General features: G+C 65.2%; 19 protein-coding genes and 1 riboswitch. Of the genes, 6 read left to right on the top strand and 13 right to left on the bottom strand.

Annotated elements, in window-relative coordinates; all coding sequences use genetic code 11:
- Positions 1-70: 70 nt before the first annotated feature.
- The 8 genes from trpS to CH256_RS11475 form a co-directional block, all read right to left on the bottom strand.
- Entirely contained in the window at positions 71-1,111 is a 1,041-nt protein-coding gene (trpS, locus tag CH256_RS11510; RefSeq protein ID WP_094639022.1) for a tryptophan--tRNA ligase, read from the bottom strand.
- Positions 1,112-1,216: 105 nt separating this feature from the next.
- On the bottom strand, positions 1,217-1,963 hold the full coding sequence (locus CH256_RS11505) for an exodeoxyribonuclease III (RefSeq protein WP_373454809.1): 747 nt from the start codon (positions 1,961-1,963) through the stop codon (positions 1,217-1,219).
- A 132-nt stretch (positions 1,964-2,095) separates the two neighbouring features.
- Positions 2,096-2,998 carry a membrane protein insertase YidC gene (gene yidC / locus CH256_RS11500; RefSeq protein ID WP_094669653.1) on the bottom strand — a complete coding sequence of 301 codons (903 nt, stop codon included), beginning with the start codon at positions 2,996-2,998 and terminating at the stop codon, positions 2,096-2,098.
- Between the two features lie 63 nt (positions 2,999-3,061).
- Positions 3,062-3,400: a DUF6412 domain-containing protein gene (locus CH256_RS11495; RefSeq protein ID WP_068051718.1), complete on the bottom strand. Its 339-nt coding sequence runs from the start codon at positions 3,398-3,400 to the stop codon at positions 3,062-3,064.
- A gap of 62 nt (positions 3,401-3,462) precedes the next feature.
- Entirely contained in the window at positions 3,463-3,747 is a 285-nt protein-coding gene (locus CH256_RS11490) for a DUF6412 domain-containing protein (RefSeq protein ID WP_068051721.1), read from the bottom strand.
- Positions 3,748-3,787: 40 nt separating this feature from the next.
- Positions 3,788-5,218 (bottom strand): DUF4153 domain-containing protein, encoded by a 1,431-nt coding sequence (locus tag CH256_RS11485; protein ID WP_094669652.1) that lies wholly within the window; start codon positions 5,216-5,218, stop codon positions 3,788-3,790.
- Positions 5,219-5,306: 88 nt separating this feature from the next.
- Complete coding sequence (locus tag CH256_RS11480) at positions 5,307-6,281, bottom strand: HAMP domain-containing sensor histidine kinase (RefSeq protein ID WP_068051732.1); 975 nt, start codon at positions 6,279-6,281, stop codon at positions 5,307-5,309.
- On the bottom strand, positions 6,278-6,952 hold the full coding sequence (locus tag CH256_RS11475; protein ID WP_068051735.1) for a response regulator transcription factor: 675 nt from the start codon (positions 6,950-6,952) through the stop codon (positions 6,278-6,280). The genes CH256_RS11480 and CH256_RS11475 overlap by 4 nt, the downstream gene beginning before the upstream one ends.
- A gap of 170 nt (positions 6,953-7,122) precedes the next feature.
- Here CH256_RS11475 and CH256_RS11470 point away from each other — a divergent pair, with 170 nt between their 5' ends.
- Positions 7,123-8,169, top strand: coding sequence for an ABC transporter substrate-binding protein (locus CH256_RS11470; RefSeq protein WP_068051738.1), 1,047 nt, complete (start codon positions 7,123-7,125; stop codon positions 8,167-8,169).
- Between the two features lie 12 nt (positions 8,170-8,181).
- Here the strand turns inward: CH256_RS11470 and CH256_RS11465 are convergent, their stop codons facing one another.
- The gene (locus tag CH256_RS11465; RefSeq protein WP_094669663.1) at positions 8,182-9,321 is read right to left on the bottom strand and encodes an MFS transporter; all 1,140 of its coding nucleotides are present in this window, start codon (positions 9,319-9,321) and stop codon (positions 8,182-8,184) included.
- Between the two features lie 355 nt (positions 9,322-9,676).
- A riboswitch (SAM riboswitch) is annotated at positions 9,677-9,799 on the top strand.
- Positions 9,800-9,971: 172 nt separating this feature from the next.
- On the opposite strand from CH256_RS11465, the gene CH256_RS11460 reads away from it, so the two are divergent.
- Together CH256_RS11460 and metX are read left to right on the top strand one after the other, a co-directional pair.
- The gene (locus CH256_RS11460; protein ID WP_094669651.1) at positions 9,972-11,321 is read left to right on the top strand and encodes a bifunctional o-acetylhomoserine/o-acetylserine sulfhydrylase; all 1,350 of its coding nucleotides are present in this window, start codon (positions 9,972-9,974) and stop codon (positions 11,319-11,321) included.
- Entirely contained in the window at positions 11,315-12,463 is a 1,149-nt protein-coding gene (gene metX, locus CH256_RS11455) for a homoserine O-acetyltransferase MetX (RefSeq protein ID WP_373454808.1), read from the top strand. The genes CH256_RS11460 and metX overlap by 7 nt, the downstream gene beginning before the upstream one ends.
- Before the next feature lie 34 nt (positions 12,464-12,497).
- Here metX and CH256_RS11450 read toward each other — a convergent pair whose 3' ends face one another.
- The 3 genes from CH256_RS11450 to CH256_RS11440 are packed head-to-tail and all read right to left on the bottom strand — an operon-like array spanning position 12,498 to position 14,349.
- Positions 12,498-12,815 carry a DUF3017 domain-containing protein gene (locus CH256_RS11450; RefSeq protein WP_068051743.1) on the bottom strand — a complete coding sequence of 106 codons (318 nt, stop codon included), beginning with the start codon at positions 12,813-12,815 and terminating at the stop codon, positions 12,498-12,500.
- 11 nt (positions 12,816-12,826) lie between these two features.
- The gene (locus tag CH256_RS11445) at positions 12,827-13,684 is read right to left on the bottom strand and encodes a bifunctional methylenetetrahydrofolate dehydrogenase/methenyltetrahydrofolate cyclohydrolase (RefSeq protein ID WP_094669649.1); all 858 of its coding nucleotides are present in this window, start codon (positions 13,682-13,684) and stop codon (positions 12,827-12,829) included.
- A 56-nt stretch (positions 13,685-13,740) separates the two neighbouring features.
- Positions 13,741-14,349 carry a pentapeptide repeat-containing protein gene (locus CH256_RS11440; protein WP_094669648.1) on the bottom strand — a complete coding sequence of 203 codons (609 nt, stop codon included), beginning with the start codon at positions 14,347-14,349 and terminating at the stop codon, positions 13,741-13,743.
- Positions 14,350-14,382: 33 nt separating this feature from the next.
- Here CH256_RS11440 and CH256_RS11435 point away from each other — a divergent pair, with 33 nt between their 5' ends.
- Positions 14,383-14,847, top strand: coding sequence for a tRNA (cytidine(34)-2'-O)-methyltransferase (locus CH256_RS11435; RefSeq protein ID WP_176460460.1), 465 nt, complete (start codon positions 14,383-14,385; stop codon positions 14,845-14,847).
- Between the two features lie 103 nt (positions 14,848-14,950).
- Here CH256_RS11435 and CH256_RS11430 read toward each other — a convergent pair whose 3' ends face one another.
- Positions 14,951-15,292 carry a DUF4349 domain-containing protein gene (locus CH256_RS11430; protein WP_143536560.1) on the bottom strand — a complete coding sequence of 114 codons (342 nt, stop codon included), beginning with the start codon at positions 15,290-15,292 and terminating at the stop codon, positions 14,951-14,953.
- Positions 15,293-15,510: 218 nt separating this feature from the next.
- On the opposite strand from CH256_RS11430, the gene CH256_RS11425 reads away from it, so the two are divergent.
- Entirely contained in the window at positions 15,511-16,065 is a 555-nt protein-coding gene (locus CH256_RS11425; RefSeq protein ID WP_179272075.1) for a DUF6764 family protein, read from the top strand.
- A gap of 303 nt (positions 16,066-16,368) precedes the next feature.
- Positions 16,369-18,654, top strand: coding sequence for an HNH endonuclease signature motif containing protein (locus CH256_RS11420; protein ID WP_094669647.1), 2,286 nt, complete (start codon positions 16,369-16,371; stop codon positions 18,652-18,654).
- The last annotated feature ends 136 nt before the right edge of the window (positions 18,655-18,790 follow it).

Below are 18,790 nucleotides of genomic sequence, written 5' to 3'. Positions count from 1 at the left end.
CGCTGTTGTCGGCTGCTGTCGGATGGTGTCGCCGCATCGCAGCACAGCGAAACCCGGTGTGTCGAAAATGCTATGCGCCAGGCGGCAAGAAACCCACCCGGTCGTACACCTGAGCAAGCGTTCGACTCGCCACTTCCCTGGCTCGATGCGCACCGGACGCGAGGATGCGGTCGAGTTCGGCCACATCGGCCATGAACCCGTCCATCCGCTCCCGCAGCGGAACGACGAACTCGGTCAGAACGTCGGCGGTGTCGGATTTGAGGTCGCCGTAGCCCTTGCCCGCGTACCCGGCAACGAGATCGTCGATACTCACGCCCGACAGCGCGGACTGAATCACCAATAGATTGCTGACGCCCGCTTTGTTCTCCGGATCGAACACGATGTCGCGTTCGTTGTCCGTCACTGCCGACCGAATCTTCTTGGCCGACACCTTCGGATCGTCGAGAATGTTGACGATGCCCGCCGGATTCGACGAGGACTTGCTCATCTTCGCGGTGGGATCCTGTAGATCGAAGATCTTCGCGGTGCCCTTGATGATGTGCGCATCGGGCACGACGAACGTCTTCTTGAATCGCGTGTTGAAACGCTGCGCCAGATCGCGCGTCAGCTCCAGGTGTTGCCGCTGATCCTCGCCCACGGGCACCAGATTCGGCCGATAGAGAAGAATGTCCGCGGCCTGCAGAATCGGGTAGGTGAACAGCCCGACGCTGGTGTGATCGCGACCCTGCTTGGCGGACTTGTCCTTGAACTGCGTCATCCTCGCTGCTTCGCCGAATCCGGTGATGCAGTTCAGAACCCACGCCAGCTGCGCATGCTCGGGCACCTGACTCTGCACGAACAGCGTCGACTTCTCCGGATCGATCCCTACCGCGAGCAACTGCGCCGCGGCCACCCGGGTGCGGCGGCGAAGCTCCTTGGGATCCTGCGGAACGGTGATCGCATGTAGGTCCGGAATGAAATAGAACGCGTCGAACTCGTCCTGCAACTCCACCCAGTTCCGCACCGCACCCAGGTAGTTACCGAGATGGAACGAATCCGCAGTCGGTTGGATGCCGGAGAGCACCCTCCGACGCGGACCTTGCGGAGTGTCGATGGAGTCGGAGGAAGACATACGGCAATCTTTTCACGACCCCATCGACGCCAACTCCCTGCCTAGCCAACACGGGTCACTCCGCAGGCTCCGCTCCGGAACACAAATCACTCCGCAGGCTCCGCTCTAGCGGTAGCGCACTGTCACCGGAGCATGATCGGACCATCGCTGGTCGTACGCCTCGGCCCGCTCGGTGATCGCTTCCTTGGCGCGCTCGGCCAGATCGCTCGTGGCCAACTGATAGTCGATCCGCCACCCTGCGTCGTTGTCGAAGGCCTTGCCGCGGTAGGACCACCAGCTGTACGGACCTTCGACGCCCGGGTGCAGAGCCCGTACGACGTCGGTCCACGGTGCCTTCTCGGCGAGCAACCGCGCCAACCACTCGCGTTCCTCGGGCAGGAAGCCGGAGTTCTTGCGGTTGGTCTTCCATGCCTTGAGATCGGCCTCGGTGTGGGCGATGTTCCAATCGCCGCACACCACCACGTCCCGATCGTCGGACTTCGCGGCCTTGGCCGTCTTGGCCAGATACTTCGCGAACGCCGCCATGAAGCGTTCCTTCTCGTCCTGGCGTTCGGTACCCACCTCGCCCGACGGCAGATACAGGCTCGCCACGGTGACATCGCCGAAGTCGCCTTCGATGTAGCGACCCACATCGGCGAATTCGGCGGAACCGATGCCGGTGCGAATCGCATCGGGAGCCGCCTTCGACAGCAGGGCTACCCCGTTGCGTCCCTTCGCGGACGGCTCGGCCGAGGCCAGGTGCCAGCCCGCATCGAGGGCCGGGGCCAACGCCTTGGTCAGTTCCCCGTCGTTGGCGCGGGTTTCCTGCAGGCAGATGACGTCGGCATCGGTGGCCTCGAGCCATGGCAGCATGCCCTTGCGAACAGCTGCGCGAATTCCGTTGACGTTGACAGTGGAAACAGTGATCGGCACGCCGACGACGGTAGCCGAGCCCACCGACAGTCGGCTGCTCGCCTTCCGTCGGCGGCACCTCCGGCGAGGTTGCTAAGGATGCCTCGGCTTGGCCCCGGGCTTGGGGGCGGTGACCGCCGATGTCACCTCCGGCGAGGTAGTCGGTTCTCGATCGATGCGTCGGTAGACGAGGTGCTGCTGGGCGTAGGTCCAGATGTTGTTGCTCACCCAGTACAGCAACACCGCAACCGGAAGTACCGGCCCACCGACGAGCACGCCTGCCGGGAACACCCAGAGCACGAGCTTGTTCATGATCGCGGTCTGCGGGTTTGCCAGCGCCGCTGCGTCCTGCCGAGCGACGGACGCCCGCGAGTTCAGATGCGTGGCCACCGCAGCGACGATCATCAACGGGACCGCGACGAGCGCGATGCTCAACACCGACGGCACTCCCCCGAACGGGCCGAATGCCTCCAGAACCACGCGCGAGCTGTTCATAGCAGCAGAGATCGGCGCACCGAACAGCCGCGCGTCGAGAAAGGACTGCACATCGGCGGCGCTGAAGACGTAGTTCGCGGTGTTCGCATTTTCCTGCGCCGTCATACCGAGATGACCGAATCCGGTGCCGGTACGGTTGAACGAGCGAAGCACGTGCAGCAGGCCGATGAACACCGGGCCCTGCGCCAGCAGGGGCAGGCACCCCATCAAGGGGTTGAAACCGTGTTCCTGCTGCAACTTCCGCATTTCGGTTGCCTGTCGAGCACGGTCCCCGGAGTACTTCTTCTGCACGGCCTTGATCTGTGGTTGGAGCCTCTTCATCGCGAGCTGGGAACGAATCTGACTGACGAACGGCTTGATCAACACCGCACGAAGCGTGAAGACCAGAAATATCACGGCCAACGCCCAGGCGAAGCCGTTGTCGGGGCCGAGCACGGACCCGAAGACTCTGTGCCAGAACCACAGCACCGCGGAGACGGGATAGTAGACGACATCGAGCATGGTGGAGCACCTCACTGTGAGAGAAGTCGGTCGGTTGGCGTCTCGACCGGATCTCGCAGTGGCTCAGGAGAACTGGAGCCACCGGTCCGGTCCGTGGACCGAACCGGGTGCTCTGGGCATGGGGCGACCGGGCGCATCGGGTTGCTGTTGCCTGCGGAACGATCCCCGAAGCCGCCGCCCGTCCGCGCCTGCGGCGCACAACGACAGCGGTGCGATCACGGCGAGGTCGCACCGCGCACCGAGGACGACCAGGGACGCCGCGACCAGCGCACCGAACATCGCTATCTGTGCGGCGGGTTGTGCGTCGACGACGGCGAAGACGACTAGCAGGACGGCGAGGACGCCGACCAGCGTCCCGGCGTAGCGTCGAATCGCCAGGTGAAGGGTTCGAGAATCGAGCATCTTGAGTTCCTTGGGACAGCCTCGCGGACAACGGATTGCGAAGGCGTGGGGGAACTGTCGAGCTACAGCGCCCCCACCAGTGCACCGGGTGCTCGTGGCTGTGGGCGGCCCGGAGCATCCGGGCGATGTTGACGCCGGAAAGAGCCTCGCAGATGGCGTTCTTCTGCGGCGGGGCCGACGTTCGGCAGCAGGCGCAGCAGTGCCGGAACATCGACACGGTGCGCGAGCAGCATCAGCGTTGCCAGCGCCGCGACGAGAATCAGGGCCACGTCTGCGGTTGCGGTCGGCATCGTCAGGTACAGCGTCACGAGGAGCAGCGAGGTGACGACCATGCGCTGGTATCTCATCCCGCACCTCCCTGGTGTGCCACCGAACCCGAGTCGTTGCTCAGGGTACAGATACCGAAGGGTCCGTGCACAGGTGCCAGGTATCCCCGACGAACACCGGACCTCGGGCTTGCACGCAGGGACGAACGTAGTCGGGCAGTCGCTCGAGCTCCGCGTCGGCGTCGGACGACAACCCACCGACGTAGGACGTATCGATGCGTCCGGTCTGCTCGAAGCGATCGACGTTGTGCCGTGCGATGTACGCATCCGGATTCAGAGCCGCCAGCGTGAGCACGGTCAGAACCGCACCGACGCCCACGGCTCTCGGTAGCCAGCGCCCCGACATCCGCGCGCCCGAGATCAGAAGCAGTACGAACACCGATCCCAGCCACCACTCGACGGCCGTGACGAACAATCTGAGCGTCGTGTAGCCGTACTGCTGCTCGTACAACGACATTCGATGCAGGGCCGACGCAACGATCACCAACGACAGCAGGCACAGCGCTCCGAGCAACGCCCGCAATGCGATTCGATCTCCTCTGCGGTTTCGCGGAGCCTTGGCGACCGTCACCGCAATGACGAACAGTGTCAGTACCGTCACTGCCAGCAACTGCCAGAAGCCCTGCCGGGCGTACTCGGCATTGGTCAGCCCCTCCGTGGTCGCCACATGCCCCTGCCCGCCGAACAGCGTCGGAACCTGGAACCCGACGAACACGACGAACAACGCCACCACCGCCCCGAGCGGAATCATCCACTCCCACAACTGCACCGATCGACGCGGCGACGGAGCGAGGCGATCGAATCGAGGCGGATGCAGCGCGACGTAGCAGACCGCGAGCGCACCTGCTGCAGTGAGCACGAAGACGAGAATGCGTCCGAAGATGGACGCGGCATCGAACTCGGGCGTCACCGCGCCCAGTGCATCCGAGAAGCGCTTGTCGGCCGCACCGAACAACGCTGCGAACACGGCGACGAGTGCGATCGTGACAACGGCGACCATGCCGGCCCGCACCGGCCGCGGCCCCTCCAGGTCGATCGAACCGGCTCCGCGTCGGATCCACCGAGCAACCCGCACCGGCAGCAACACCGGCAGGAGACCGCCGAGTGCAATTCCCGTCCACGTCCAGGCACGGGAGAGCACCACCACTGCGACCACGATGGCCAGCGTCGTCGACATCGTCACGATCCACTCGGCCGCGCGCAGTGCCGACACGCTCGCCAAGGCCAGCGCTCCTGCCACGCCGACCCATTCCCACCGCGAGAGCCTGCCGCGGCGGACCGCGAGCACGACTACGACGAAGGCCACGGCAGTGACCAGTACACCGAACGTGTTGTCCACCAACGTCGCTGCTCCGACCAGTCCGGCGAGAGCCGACCCGAGGAGTGCCGCGCGCGGGGGCTGCGAATACCGCAGCACCGGCCAGGTGCGCGGCCCCCAGACGGAGCGCACGTGCTTCGATCTCGGCTGAATCGGAATGTCGATCGTGCTCATAACACTTCCTTGTTGTGTGTTTCGGGCATGGAAGGTCGGCGGCTGCAGTCCGGAGACGAGCAGTCGCGGTTCGGGTGGATCGGGAAAGTCAGTGCTCGGGGATGGCCACTCTGATGTGGCAGCCGAATTCGGTGTCGAGAACTTCGATGGTTCCGCCGTGCAGCTCGGTGGCCCAGCGGGCGATGCCGAGGCCGAGACCTGTTCCGCCGTCGGTGGATCCGCCGCGGGTGAATCGGTCGAACACCGCATGGCGATCGGCGAGGGCGATGCCCGGCCCCTGGTCTACGACGTCGAATGCATAGGCTCCGCCGATTCGGTGAGCCCGCAGCGTCACAGTGCTCGAATGGGGGGAATGCCGCACAGCGTTGTCGACGAGGTTGGTGATCACCTGTGTCATGCGAGATCGGTCGGCCACGACCGTCGAATCTCCGGGCGAGACGACGATCGACACTCGTCCTCGGTGAACGGAGGTCGCGTCCTCGAGGAATTGCTGCACCGCAAACTCCTCCGGGGCAATGGTGAGCACACCGCCCTCCACCCGAGACAGGTCGAGCAGTTCGCTGACCAGATCTCCGAGTCGTTCGGTTTGACGCAGCGCCACCGACAGCGTTGCGGGATTCGCGTCGGTCACCCCGTCGACCATGTTCTCGAGCACGGCACGCAGCGCAGCGATAGGCGTCTTCAACTCGTGCGAGACGTTGCCGATCAGTTCGCGGCGGTACTTCTCGGCAGCTTCCAGGTCACTCGCCATGGTGTTGAACGCCGTGGCGAGCTCACCCACCTCGTCCCTCGACGTGGCTCGCACTCGTGTCGAATAGTCCCCTCGCGCCATCGCTTTGGCGGCCGAGGTCATCTCGCGCAGCGGCGACGTCATCCCGTGGGCGACGAACTGTGTCACGGCCAAGGACACGACGAGAGCTGCGAGCAGGGTGTAGCGAAATTGCCAGCCCGCCCCGATCCAGAAGACGACGCTCGCGAGCACCAGCACGATACCGACGACGAGCGAAACCTTGAGCTTGAACGACCGCAACGGATCCAACGGACGCGGCAGCATGCGCGTCATCGCGGCGACTCCACGGCATAGCCGACGCCGTGCACGGTGCGGATGAGATCGCCACCGAGCTTGCGCCGCAACGCTTTCACGTGAGAATCGACCGTCCTGCTGCTGGCCGAATCGTCCCAGCCCCAGAGTTCGGACAACAGGGTCTCCCGCGAGACCGCAGTGCGCGGCCGAGCAGCCAGATAGGCGAGGATGTCGAATTCCGTTCTGGTCAAGTGGATGTCACCGGAGGAAGTGGTCACCCGCCGTTCCCGGTGATCGATCTGCACGTCACCGACTCGAACCGCCTGCGGTTCGGCGGCCACCGCTCGCTCGGCACGCCGAACCAGGGCGTGCACGCGAGCGACCAACTCGCGCATACTGAACGGCTTCCCGAGGTAGTCGTCCGCGCCGACGCCCAGGCCGACGAGCATGTCCGTCTCGTCGGACTTGGCCGTCAACATCAACACCGGGACCGGGCGGGACGCCTGGATACGGCGGCACACCTCGAGCCCGTCGAACCCGGGCAGCATCAGATCGAGCACCACCACGTCGGGATCGATCCTGGCGCACGCGTCGACGGCAGCCGGGCCGTCGGCGGCAGTGACGACCTCGTACCCTTCGCCGCGCAGCCGAGCGGCAACGGCGTCGGAGATCGTGGGCTCGTCGTCGACGACGAGAACTGTGCGGCTCATGAGAACTGACCCTAGAGGGCGCACGTGGAGGAGCCCGTCGGGAAATGTGGAGGTTCGGTGAAGGTTGGAGCCAGGCGTTTCACGTCGCGTCTCCAGACGAACCTGCCGAGAATTTCATTAGGGTGGGCTACCCTTCCTGCGGTTAGCCAACCCTTCCGAAAGGCGTATCGATGCACATCCGACCACTTCATCGGACCTGGGCGGTGTGCGCAGTTGCACTGACCACCGCGGGACTGCTGACAGCATGCTCGAACTCCTCCGCCGACGAGGCGTCGCCGACGGCCGGTGCGTCCTCCGATTCGGCGGCCTTCCCGGTCACGATCGAGCACGCGTTCGGTGAGACCGTCGTGCCCGAAGAACCCACTCGCATAGTGGTGGCCGGCTACACCGAACAGGACACAGTGTTGGCTCTCGGCGTGATACCCGTCGGCGTGACGGAGTGGTACGGCGATCAGCCCTTCGCCACCTGGCCCTGGGCACAGGCCGCGTTGGGCGACGCGGAGCCCGAGGTGCTCTCGAACGACGACGGATTCGAGACCGAAAAGATCGCCGCACTCGAGCCCGATCTGATCATCGCCACCAATGCGGGACTGACAGCGGACACGTACGACACGCTCAGTGACATTGCGCCGACGCTCGCCCAATCGGACGCCGCCACCGCCTACTTCGAGCCCTGGGACATTCAGGCCGACAAGATCGGACGTGCACTCGGTAAGAAGACCGAGGTCGACGCCTTGATCGACGGCGTGAACCAGAAGTTCGCCGACGCCGCGGCCGCGCACCCCGAATTCGCCGGCAAGAAGGCGATCTTCCTACAGAACGCGTTCTACGAGGGCAAGGCGATCGCGTACCAGGACGGGTTGAGCACGGACTTCCTCACCGAATTGGGCTTCGTCATTCCCGACGACATCGACGCCTACGTTCCGGCCGACGGCAGCGCGCAGGCGAGCATCCCGCTCGAGAATCTGTCGGTCCTGAACGCCGCCGACGTGTTGATCTGGGGAACCGAGGAGCCCGGGGACCGCACGGAACTGGAGAAGGAGGCGGTGTACGGCGCACTCGAGCCGGTGCAGGACGGCACCCTCGTGTTCACCGACGGCGTGACGGCGGGCGCGATCTACTTCACCAGCGTGCTCAGCCTGCCGTACGTGATCGACAGGCTGACTCCGGCGCTGGACGAGGCCCTCGGTGGAACGCCTGCAACGATCACCGGCTGATCCTGGGCGTTCCTACGCGGCGGAACGCTTGTCCATCCACATGGCGGTGGCCAGTACACCGAGACCGGCCACCGCCAGGCCCGAGCCGACGGCGGCGGGTGCCGTGTACCCGAATCCTGCGGCGATCACGGCACCACCGACTGCCGCTCCGATGGCGTTGGCCAGGTTGAACGCGGCATGGTTGAGCGATGCGGCGAGCGTCTGAGCGTCCTCGGCCACGTCCATCAACCTCGTCTGCAGACCGGGGACCACAGAAGAGCCGGACGCGCCGATGAGGAACACCAGCAGGAGTGCGGTGATCGGATTGTGTGCGGCCACGACGAACACCGCAAGAGTTACCGCAGTAGCGGCCAAACCGACGAAGGTGCCCTTGAGCTGGTACCTGTCGGCGAGCCAGCCGCCGGCGTAGTTTCCGACGACCATTCCGAGTCCGTAGATCATCAGGGCGACCGGAACGAGTGCGCGGGCGAGACCGGCAACGTCGGTCAGCGTCGACGCGATGTAGGTGTAGACCGCGAACATGCCGCCGAATCCGACGATGCCCACGAACAGGGTCATCCATACCTGGCTGCGGCGCAGTGCGCCCAGCTCGGTGATGGGGCTGGTGGTCGGCATCGCGTCGAGTCGTGGCATCCAGAGGACGAGCGCGGCGACCGTGAGGGCACCGATGACAGCAACGAGCGTGAATGCACTGCGCCATCCCAACGCCTGCCCGATCCAGGTCGCCACCGGGACGCCGACGACGTTCGCGACGGAGAGTCCCATCATCACCATCGCGACGGCCTTGGCTCGCTTGCCCGGTTCGGCGAGGTGAGCAGCCACCAGGGCCGCGACACCGAAGTACGCACCGTGCGGTAGGCCGGCGACGAAGCGCGAGGCGACGAGTTCGTTGAAGCTGGGCGCGAACACCGTGCCGAGGTTGCCGAGCGTGAAGGCCACCATCAGCACCAGCAGCAACATCCGCCGGGGAACGCGAGCAGCCAGGGCTGCGATGGTCGGCGCACCGACCACGACGCCGAGCGCATACGCGGAGATCATGTGGCCGGCCGAGGGCTCGGAGATCCCCATCGTCGTGGCGATGTCCGGCAACAGCCCCATCGACGCGAACTCCGTGGTGCCGATCCCGAAGCCGCCGATGGACAGTGCCAGCATCGCGAGCTTGCGGCGGGTGGAGTGCGGTCGGTGACTGACACTCAGGCCACTCGACACCTTGCCGCGCACAGCGCTGACTCGGGCAAGAGCGGAATCGGTGACAGTCACAGCAGTACAACCTTCGTGTGCAAATCGGGGGCAGAGGAAGCGGCCGGAATTCGAGCCTGCGGTCGGGGACCCACCGGGTCCGACCCAGAAGGCAACGTAGCTCCCGTCAATTGTCTTCCCGAGGGCAGATTGTTTCGCGCAGATGCACGGTGATTGTCCTCACCCGAACATCTGCTCGAGCTCGACCCGATCGGACGCCATGCCCTCGTTCCGGTGGGGTGGCCGTTACCCGCTACGATGTTCGCCAGGTCATGAGTGCCAGCATCGAGCCCCGGCTTGCTGGCCGGCAACCCTCCAACCGCGGTGGGGTGCCCCGGGTGAACGACCAGGCCGATACGGCACGCGAGTGCCGTTTCGACAAGCGCGGGTCCGCAGGAAGCGGACCCACTGAACCTTCGGTCCCCAGGGGCCGAAGCCTGTCAGGAGGTTCTTCCATGTGTTGCTGTACCGATACGCCCCGTAGCGCTCGACTTCTCGAGCTCGATTCGACATTCGATTCGTCTCAGACACACTCGTCTCAATAAAACGGAGTATCACCAGCCATGACCGATTCCACCCCCGACGTCGTCGACGCCACCGGAGTACCCACCGAGGATCCGTTCACCGATCCCGCAGCCGACTGGAGCTTCGAGACCAAGCAGATCCATTCGGGTCAGACACCGGACGGCACCACCAGGGCTCGTGCGTTGCCCATCTACCAGACCACCTCGTACACGTTCGACAACACCGATCACGCCGCCGCCTTGTTCGGTCTGGCCGAACCCGGCAACATCTACACCCGGATCATCAACCCGACACAGGATGTCGTCGAGCAGCGCATCGCGGCCCTCGAAGGTGGCGTCGCGGCATTGCTGCTCGCGTCGGGGCAGGCCGCCGAGACGTTCGCGATTCTCAACCTCGCCGAGGCGGGCGACCACATCGTGTCGAGTCCGCGGCTCTACGGCGGCACGTACAACCTGTTCCACTACACGCTCCCCAAGCTGGGTATCACCGTCTCGTTCGTCGACGATCCCGACGACCTCGAGCAGTGGCGTGCCGCGATCACTCCGTCGACCAAGGCGTTCTACGGCGAGTCGATCTCGAACCCCAAGAACGACATCCTCGATATCCCGGGGATCTCGGCAGTGGCCCACGAGAACGGCATCCCGCTGATCGTGGACAACACAGTGGCGACGCCGTACCTGCTGCAGCCGTTGAAGCACGGTGCCGACATCGTGGTGCACTCGGCGACGAAGTACCTCGGCGGACACGGAACAGCCATCGCGGGCGTCATCGTCGACGGTGGCACCTTCGATTGGACGCAGGGCCGTCATCCCAACTTCACCACCGCGGATCCGAGCTACCACGGCGTCGTGTTCGCCGATCTGGGCGCGCCCGCGTTCGCATTGAAGGCACGCGTCCAACTGCTGCGTGACATCGGTGCTGCAGTCTCGCCGTTCAACGCCTTCCTCATCAGTCAGGGTCTGGAGACGTTGAGCCTTCGGATCGAGCGGCATGTGGCGAATGCGCAGAAGGTCGCTGCCTTCCTCGCCGGTCGCGACGACGTCGTCTCGATCAACTACGCCGGACTCGAATCGTCGCCGTGGTACCAGCGTGGGCAGGAATTGTTGCCGAAGGGGCAGGGCGCGATCATCGCGTTCGAGCTGAAGGGCGGTGTGGACGCGGGCAAGAAGTTCGTCAACGCTCTCACTCTGCAAAGCCACGTCGCTAACATCGGAGACGTGCGCTCACTCGTCATCCACCCGGCATCCACCACGCATTCCCAGCTGACTCCAGAGGAGCAGCTGGCATCGGGCGTCACTCCCGGCCTGGTCCGTCTCGCCGTGGGCATCGAGGGGATCGACGACATCATCGCCGATCTCGAGGTCGGATTCAGCGCGGCGGCATCTTGAGCAACAGCTGCGACACAGGCGTTCGTCCGGAGGCGGTTCTTCCGTCTCCGGACGGGCGGTTGGGCACCATCGACATCGGTGGTCTCGATCTCGAGAACGGCGAGCGAATCCCCCAGGTGACCGTCGCGGTGCAGCGGTGGGGTGAACTCGCCACCGACCGCAGCAACGTCGTGCTCGTCGAACACGCCCTCACCGGGGACTCGCACGTGTCCGGTCCGCCGGACGCAGATCACGCCCTGCCCGGGTGGTGGAACGGAATGGTCGGTCCCGGCTGCCCCATCGACACCGACGAGTGGTGCGTCGTGGCGACGAACGTGCTCGGCGGGTGCGGCGGGACCACGGGCCCGAGCAGCGTCTCGCCCGACGGCACGCCCTACGGGTCTCGCTTCCCGGACATCTCCATCCGCGATCAGGTCGCTGCCGAGGCGGCCGTGGCCGACGTCCTCGGAATCGAGCGGTTCGCAGCCGTCGTCGGCGGCTCGATGGGCGGGATGCGCACCCTCGAGTGGATCGTGAGCCATCCCGACCGAGTGGCGGCGGCGTTGGTCCTCGCGGTCGGTGCCAGGGCGACTGCCGACCAGATCGGCACCCAGACAACACAGATCGCCGCGATCAAGGCCGATCCAGGATGGCTCGGCGGCAACTATCACGACACCGGCACCTCACCGTCGGCTGGACTCGGCATCGCGCGGCGCATCGCGCACCTGACGTACCGGACCGAGAGCGAACTCGACATCAGGTTCGGAAACTCACCGCAGAACGACGAAGACCCGTGGGCCGGTGGCAGGTACTCCGCGCAGAGCTACCTCGAGCATCAGGCTGCCAAGCTCGTCAACCGGTTCGACGCGGCGACGTACGTCCTGCTCAGCGAAGCGATGAACCGACACGACGTAGGCCGTGGCCGTGGCGGAGTGGCCGACGCACTTGCGTCCACATCTGTCCCGACCATCGTCGGCGGAGTCGACTCCGACCGCTTGTATCCGCTTCGACTGCAGAAGGAGATCGCTCGCGAACTCCCCCAGTGCCGCGGACTCGAAGTGATCCAGTCGCGTGACGGACACGACGGCTTCCTCACCGAGGCCGATTCGGTGGCCAAGCTGCTCGCCGAGACGATGGAGCTGGCCCGCCTCGGTCGGCGCTGACACCGCACTCGTTCACCGGGTGCTTGCGCCGAGGTCAGTCGGTTCCCAGCGGATCGATCGACAGCGACAGAAAGACAATGGCTCCGCCGACGCCACCCAGCGCCAGCACATCGAACACGCGACTGCGCACTTGCAGTGTGCCGACACGTGTTTCGGGCAGACACAGCCGCAGGACGGCCGCCAGCAGCGCTGCGCATCCGAAGATGAACGCGCCGCGCCGCCAGCGATCGGCCAGCACCAGGATCAGCGCGGCGAGAACGACGACCGAGACTGCGACGATCGGTAGGTTGCGCGCGACTGCCGCACGAAATCCCGGATCGGGCTCGCTTCGCTCGTCCTCTGCATCGTTCACGTCGGGTCCGCTCAGCTCTCGGCGGCGACGCGTTCGGCGCGCTCGACGACATTGGTGAGCAGAAAGGCCCGCGTCAGCGGTCCGACACCGCCGGGGTTGGGCGAAATGAACCCTGCCACCTCCGCGACACCGTCGGCGACATCGCCGCGCAATCCGTCCTCGGTGCGGGTCACTCCGACATCGAGCACAGCAGCACCAGGCTTGACCATGTCCGCAGTGATCAATCCGGGCACTCCGGCAGCGGCGATGACGATGTCCGCACGTGAGACCTCGGCGGCCAGATCACGAGTTCCGGTGTGGCACAAAGTAACTGTCGAGTTCTCCGAACGCCTCGTGAGCAGCAGGCCGATGGGTCGCCCGACCGTCACGCCGCGGCCGATGACCACCGCGTGCGCGCCGTCGAGAGCAACGTCGTAGCGGCGCAGCAGGTGCACGATCCCGCGAGGTGTACACGGCAGTGCGGCGTCCTTGCCCAGCACCAGACGGCCGAGGTTGATCGGGTGCAGACCGTCGGCGTCCTTGTCCGGATCGATTCGCTCGAGCGCAGCGTTCTCGTCGAGATGCTTCGGCAACGGCAATTGGACGATGTAGCCGGTGCATTCGGGGTTGGCATTGAGTTCGTCGATCACGGCCTCGAGATCTGCCTGGGTGATGTCCGCGGGTAGGTCGCGACGAATCGACGTGATGCCTACCTTGGCGCAGTCGTTGTGCTTGCCCCGGACGTACGCAGCCGAACCCGGATCGTCGCCCACCAACACGGTCGCCAGACCTGGGGTGATGCCCTTCTCACGCAGCGTTGCCACTCGGGCGGTGAGATCGACGAATATCTCGTCACGGGTCGCTTTGCCATCGAGAATCGTTGCAGTCACCCGGTCATTGTTCCAGGTTCTGCGTCAGCAGCGGCGCACCGGTCCGATCACCGCCGTCAGCCCTCGACTATCAGCCCGTGCGCTCCTGCATATGCGACAGCCTGCATCAGCTCGATCTTCGTGTTGCGCACGCTCGCGCTGACCCACAGAGATGCGTCGGCGACGGCTCCGCGCAGATCTGCCTCGTCGAACTTCGCGTCGACGGTGCGGGCACCGGTGAAATCGACCGATCGCACCGTGGCCTTGCGGAAGTCTGCGGATACCAGGTTGGCCTCCCGCATTCGGCACCCCGTCAGATCGAGACCGCGAAGGTCGGCCCTGCCCAATGACGCGAGGGTGAAGTCGACCTCGTCGTACGTCGCGGGACGCATGCGACTGTCGACGAACATCGATCCCATCAGAGTCGCATGGCGAAAAGTGCTGTGCTGCAGATTGGTACGAGTGAAAGTGCACGATCGAAATGCGGAGTTCGCGTGAATCGATTCGGTGAGGTCCGTGCCGGTGAAGTCGCATTCGGTGAACACCACCGAGTCGGTTCGGACGCCGCTCATGTCCGCATCGCGAAAGGTGCACCGAACGAACTGCCTACCGGTCCACTCCTGCCCGTCCAGTCGCGTGTCGGAAAAGTCCTCACCGATCGTCTGTTCGTCGTCCACCTGCCCCATACTTCCCGGGCTCGAGATGGCAGAGTGAACCGGGTGTTTCGACTCATGTTCTTCGAGCCCCGCATCCCACAGAACACCGGCAACGCGATTCGCCTGGTCGCCGGCACCGGCTGCGAACTGCACCTGGTGGGTCCGCTCGGCTTCGACATGTCCGAGGCGAAGCTCAAGCGGGCAGGCTTGGACTACCACGACCTGGCGTCGGTGACGGTGCACGATGACCTGCCCACGGCGTGGGCCGCGCTGGCACCGACTCGCGTGTTCGCCTACACCGCACACGCGGCCCGGTCCTACGCCGACGTCGCATACGAACCCGGTGACGTCCTCCTGTTCGGACCGGAACCCACCGGATTGCCCGACGACGTTCTGGACGACCCGCACGTGACCGATCGACTGCGAATCCCGATGATTCCCGGCCGCCGATCGTTGAACCTGGCGAACGCGGCAGCAGTGACGATGTACGAGGCATGGCGCCAGCACGGATACGAAGGCAGCGTCTGACGGGTTAGCGTTCGAGCGCGTTCGAAGCCCTGACTGTCGGGGCGCGCACTGACCGAAGGTGCGTTGGCAGCGGGCGAAACTCTTGTCGCGTCGGATCGTGAGGTCAGGTCTTCGACCATCGACGCAGACGGCCAGCATCTTCGGCCGCGGAGGTGAAACTGATTGTGAGCGTCGACAAATCGATCCGGTACGCGAGGTAGTTCTTCTGTGACACCGAACTGTCACGCTCGCCCTGTCGGCTCGACTGCGCCGATTCCACCTCGATGAGTTCGGCAGTATTCGACGCGGCCGCGGTCGGATCGTCGGCAACCAACGAGAGCCGTCCGGTAACGATTTCCTTGCCTTCGATCGGTGCCGGGGCCCGCTGCCGCGCGGAGCCGCCTGCCACCTCGTACGCGAGCGCCGGCCCTGCCAGAGAAGCCGAACAGTCAAGTGGTGGAGGCATATTCGATGGATCGGAAGCGGAGCACAACAGCGACACGAACGCGCATACGGGTACCACGACCGCTGCAGTCAGGGTGCGGAGAACCGGACTTCTACGACGATTCATCCCCGGACGCGAGCGGCACCGTTACACAAACCTCACCAGCTTGCTGCCATGGACTCGCGGGGCGGGGTACCGTGTGCCGCACCGGCCCGTTTCGCTCGTGAAGGAGCTTTCTTTTGTTCTCTGTTTCCCTCCCCCGTCTCTCGTCCTCCAACTCCTCCTCCGCGCGCACGTCCAGTCGGTTCGGTAGTCGAATTGCCCGCACCGCAGCAATATTCGCCATGGGCTCGGGATTGACGGTTGCAGCCCTGTCGGGCACGGCCACTGCGTCGGCGGCCCCCGTCAACTGTGTGTCTCCGCCCTCGGCCAACGACATCCAGGTCGACGACACCGCGAGCTGCGGAGCAACCTCGAACGGAACCGGACGGGCCGCCGCAGGTGCTGCCGACAGCGGCACCGCAGTCAGCGTCAACGACGGCCCGGGCTCGACGACCACCTACGCCAACGGATACGGCGTTGCCCTCGGAGCGAGCAAGAATGCAGGGACGGCGTACGCACTGGCACTCGGCGGCGGAATCGCTCACTCGTGGGCAGACGCCGGACAGACAACACTCGCAGTCGCCGGATGGGGATCCGGCGCTACCTCCGAGGCTCAGGGCGTCGATTGCGTCGGCCCCCTGTCACTGGCACTGAACCTCACCAGCGGCCAGTTCTGCGTCCTCGGTAGCTGATCGCCCGGTTGCAGGCACAAATCCGGTCTACGGAGCCGATTACCCCGACACGAACTCGTCGAGGTAATCGGCTCCTCCTACATACACGGTGTGACCGGACCTCCTGAACCGCTCCGCACATCCCTCTGGGAGCGGCGGAGCGGTCCAATCGGATTGCTCGAGGAACGCCGACTGCATGATCACCGCCTCTGACCAGCAAGCCAGCTGTCCCGAACCGCCTTTCCGTTCTTGTCGGTGGGTCGCGATAGTCTTCTTTCAGTTCGAACGCACGTTCTGAAATGTTGCTCACCGGGGGGTGAAAAAATGGGGGCTGTACCGACCGTGTCACTGGAGGCGTTGACCGCTGCCGCGCGTGAGGAGAATCGACAGGCGGCCCGCAAGATCACCGCCTGCTACCGCGTGCACTGCGACTGGATCACCCGCGACACAAAACACAAGCACTACAGCCGGTACGGGCGCACCGAAATGGCAGTGGCGTTGGGCTGCTCGGCGACCGTCGCCGAATCGTATGTCTCGGTCGGTGTTGCCCTGCACACCCGGATGCCGCTGCTACGGGCAGCGTTCAAGGCCGGTGAGATCGACCTTCCCCGCGTGCGGACGGTATGCCGGATCCTCGACAACCTCTCCGACGACATCGTCAGGTCGGTCGAAGCCGAGGTGGTCGAGGCGGCGCGGAGGTCGTCCCCGGGCCCGCTCGAACAGGCGATCTGGGACATCCTGCTGCGCGTCGCACCCGAGGAAGCCGCGGCGTTGCGGGAGTTCGCGAAGAAATTCCGGACCGTCACCTACAGTCCCGCCGGAGAGCTGGCGCGCATTCGAGCCGAGTTGACAGCACCCGAGGCCGCCGCCGCGTGGCAGCTCCTCGAGGAGATGGCCGATATCCTCTGCCCGAAAGATCCGCGCGGTAAGAAAGAACGCCTGTGCGATGCATTCATGGCCCGGATGCACGGCGAACCCCGACTGGCATGCCTGTGCCAACGCACCGATTGCCCGAAGAAAGACACAGCGTTGCCGGATCGACGGGTGCCGTTGACGATGATCACCGTCGACATCGCCACCCTCATCGGACTACTCGCCAACCCCGCCTATCTGGCCGGGCACGGTTCCATCGACCCCGACCTCGCGCGAGAGTTGGCACGCAGCAGTCAGTGGCAGATCCTGCTCACCGAAGCAGTGACCCCCGCCGAGAAACTCGGACTCGCTGTGCAGAACCCAGAGACCGGGGAATGGGAACGAACCCCGAAAAACCCCACGCCGAAAACAGAAGAAGATACGGATCCGCCGACGAACACCGACCCGGCAGCATCAACGGCAGCGGCATCGGCATCAGCAGCGAGCACCGGCTCGGCAGCACGCAGGACCGAGACTCGCACAGACACAGCATCGGCAACGGACTCCGAGACCGAATGCGGCACTTCCACCGATACCGATGCGACCACTGCACCGGAAACGGAACCGGCGAACAAATCCGCTGCAAGCACTGCCCCCGACACCGAATCAACCACCGCACCATCACCCACCCCAGCTTCTTCGCCGACCAGCGCGACGGCAACGACCACCTCGCCCTCGCCGACAAGCGTGACGGCAACGGCCACTGCGCCAGCACCGGCGACAGCAGCGGACTCGGGAACAAATCCCGGCCGTGGCGCCGATGCAGCGCAAGCACCTGCACCGATTGCGGAGCCAGCACCCAGCGTAGCGTCCGATACACGTTCAGCTGCAACACAACACGAACGGTCCGATACCGCAACGGCGGCACCGACGGATGAAACTTCACCAGCAATGGAGGACGGACCATCGAGTCCGAGCGCTGACACATCCCCACCCACAGCTGACAGCCGCGACAACCAGCGACGCCCGCAATCGCTGACCTCCGCTGCAGCCCTGTTCTGCACCCACACACCCCTCGGCCGGGGCACACGGCACAGCTCTGCCCTCGACCTGGACGACATCAGACATCCCGCCCGCAACATCACAGCACTCGACCTACGCTCGGCGATCCGGATGGACAACCGAACCATCAACACACCCTCAGGCATCTACCTCGGCAACGCCACCCTTGCCGCCGCACTCGAAGCCGCCATCGCCGCCGACCCCACCCTCGGCACATCCGTCCCCCGCGACCCGCTCACCGACCGCGCCCTGATCTACCGACCCGACGCCCTCACCACCGCAGCGGTCCGCCTGCGCGACAAACACTGCCGATTCCCCGGCTGCCACCGACCCGCCGCACGCTGCCAACTCGACCACATCGTGGCCTTCGACCACGCCAACCCACGCGGCGGCGGCTGGACCACCGTCAACAACCTCCAATGCCTCTGCGACTATCACCACACCGTCAAAACCGCCGGCTACTGGACAGCCGTCATGCTCCCCGGCGGAGCGATCCTGTGGACATCGACATCCAAGACCGCCCGAATCACCCTGCCCACCAACGCAACAGCCGTAGCCATCCTCGGCAACGACCTCAGACCACACATCCCCACCACACCGAAACGATCCGGCCACATCGCCTACCCCAAACCACCCGACAACCACGACCCCGAAACAGAACCCACAGCCGAAGACACCGACACCCCACCCTTCTGAAGATCGGAGTTTCACGGAAGTACGGCGAACCCATGCCGCGCGTGCACCAGGGTCGGGAAGCCGAACCCCGCTGCACGAACCCGCTCGGACCCGACCGTCGCCGAACGTCGACGTCGGCCCACGCGGCCTGCAAAGT

This window comes from Rhodococcus sp. 05-2254-6 (assembly GCF_002258565.1).
Classification (GTDB): Bacteria; Actinomycetota; Actinomycetes; order Mycobacteriales; family Mycobacteriaceae; genus Rhodococcoides.
This window is presented reverse-complemented; position numbering and strand designations above follow the sequence as displayed.

Coding starts and splice junctions, on each gene's coding strand:
- CH256_RS11470 (WP_068051738.1), top strand. CDS start 7,123: ATGCACATCCGACCACTTCATCGGACCTGGGCGGTGTGCGCAGTTGCA.
- CH256_RS11495 (WP_068051718.1), bottom strand. CDS start 3,400: ATGCTCGATTCTCGAACCCTTCACCTGGCGATTCGACGCTACGCCGGG.
- trpS (WP_094639022.1), bottom strand. CDS start 1,111: ATGTCTTCCTCCGACTCCATCGACACTCCGCAAGGTCCGCGTCGGAGG.
- CH256_RS11490 (WP_068051721.1), bottom strand. CDS start 3,747: ATGAGATACCAGCGCATGGTCGTCACCTCGCTGCTCCTCGTGACGCTG.
- CH256_RS11420 (WP_094669647.1), top strand. CDS start 16,369: ATGGGGGCTGTACCGACCGTGTCACTGGAGGCGTTGACCGCTGCCGCG.
- CH256_RS11430 (WP_143536560.1), bottom strand. CDS start 15,292: ATGCCTCCACCACTTGACTGTTCGGCTTCTCTGGCAGGGCCGGCGCTC.
- CH256_RS11465 (WP_094669663.1), bottom strand. CDS start 9,321: ATGCTGGCACTGTCCATCGGCGGCTTCGGGATCGGCACCACGGAGTTC.
- CH256_RS11440 (WP_094669648.1), bottom strand. CDS start 14,349: ATGGGGCAGGTGGACGACGAACAGACGATCGGTGAGGACTTTTCCGAC.
- CH256_RS11475 (WP_068051735.1), bottom strand. CDS start 6,952: ATGAGCCGCACAGTTCTCGTCGTCGACGACGAGCCCACGATCTCCGAC.
- CH256_RS11505 (WP_373454809.1), bottom strand. CDS start 1,963: ATGCTGCCATGGCTCGAGGCCACCGATGCCGACGTCATCTGCCTGCAG.
- CH256_RS11460 (WP_094669651.1), top strand. CDS start 9,972: ATGACCGATTCCACCCCCGACGTCGTCGACGCCACCGGAGTACCCACC.
- CH256_RS11485 (WP_094669652.1), bottom strand. CDS start 5,218: ATGAGCACGATCGACATTCCGATTCAGCCGAGATCGAAGCACGTGCGC.
- yidC (WP_094669653.1), bottom strand. CDS start 2,998: ATGCTCGATGTCGTCTACTATCCCGTCTCCGCGGTGCTGTGGTTCTGG.
- CH256_RS11480 (WP_068051732.1), bottom strand. CDS start 6,281: ATGACGCGCATGCTGCCGCGTCCGTTGGATCCGTTGCGGTCGTTCAAG.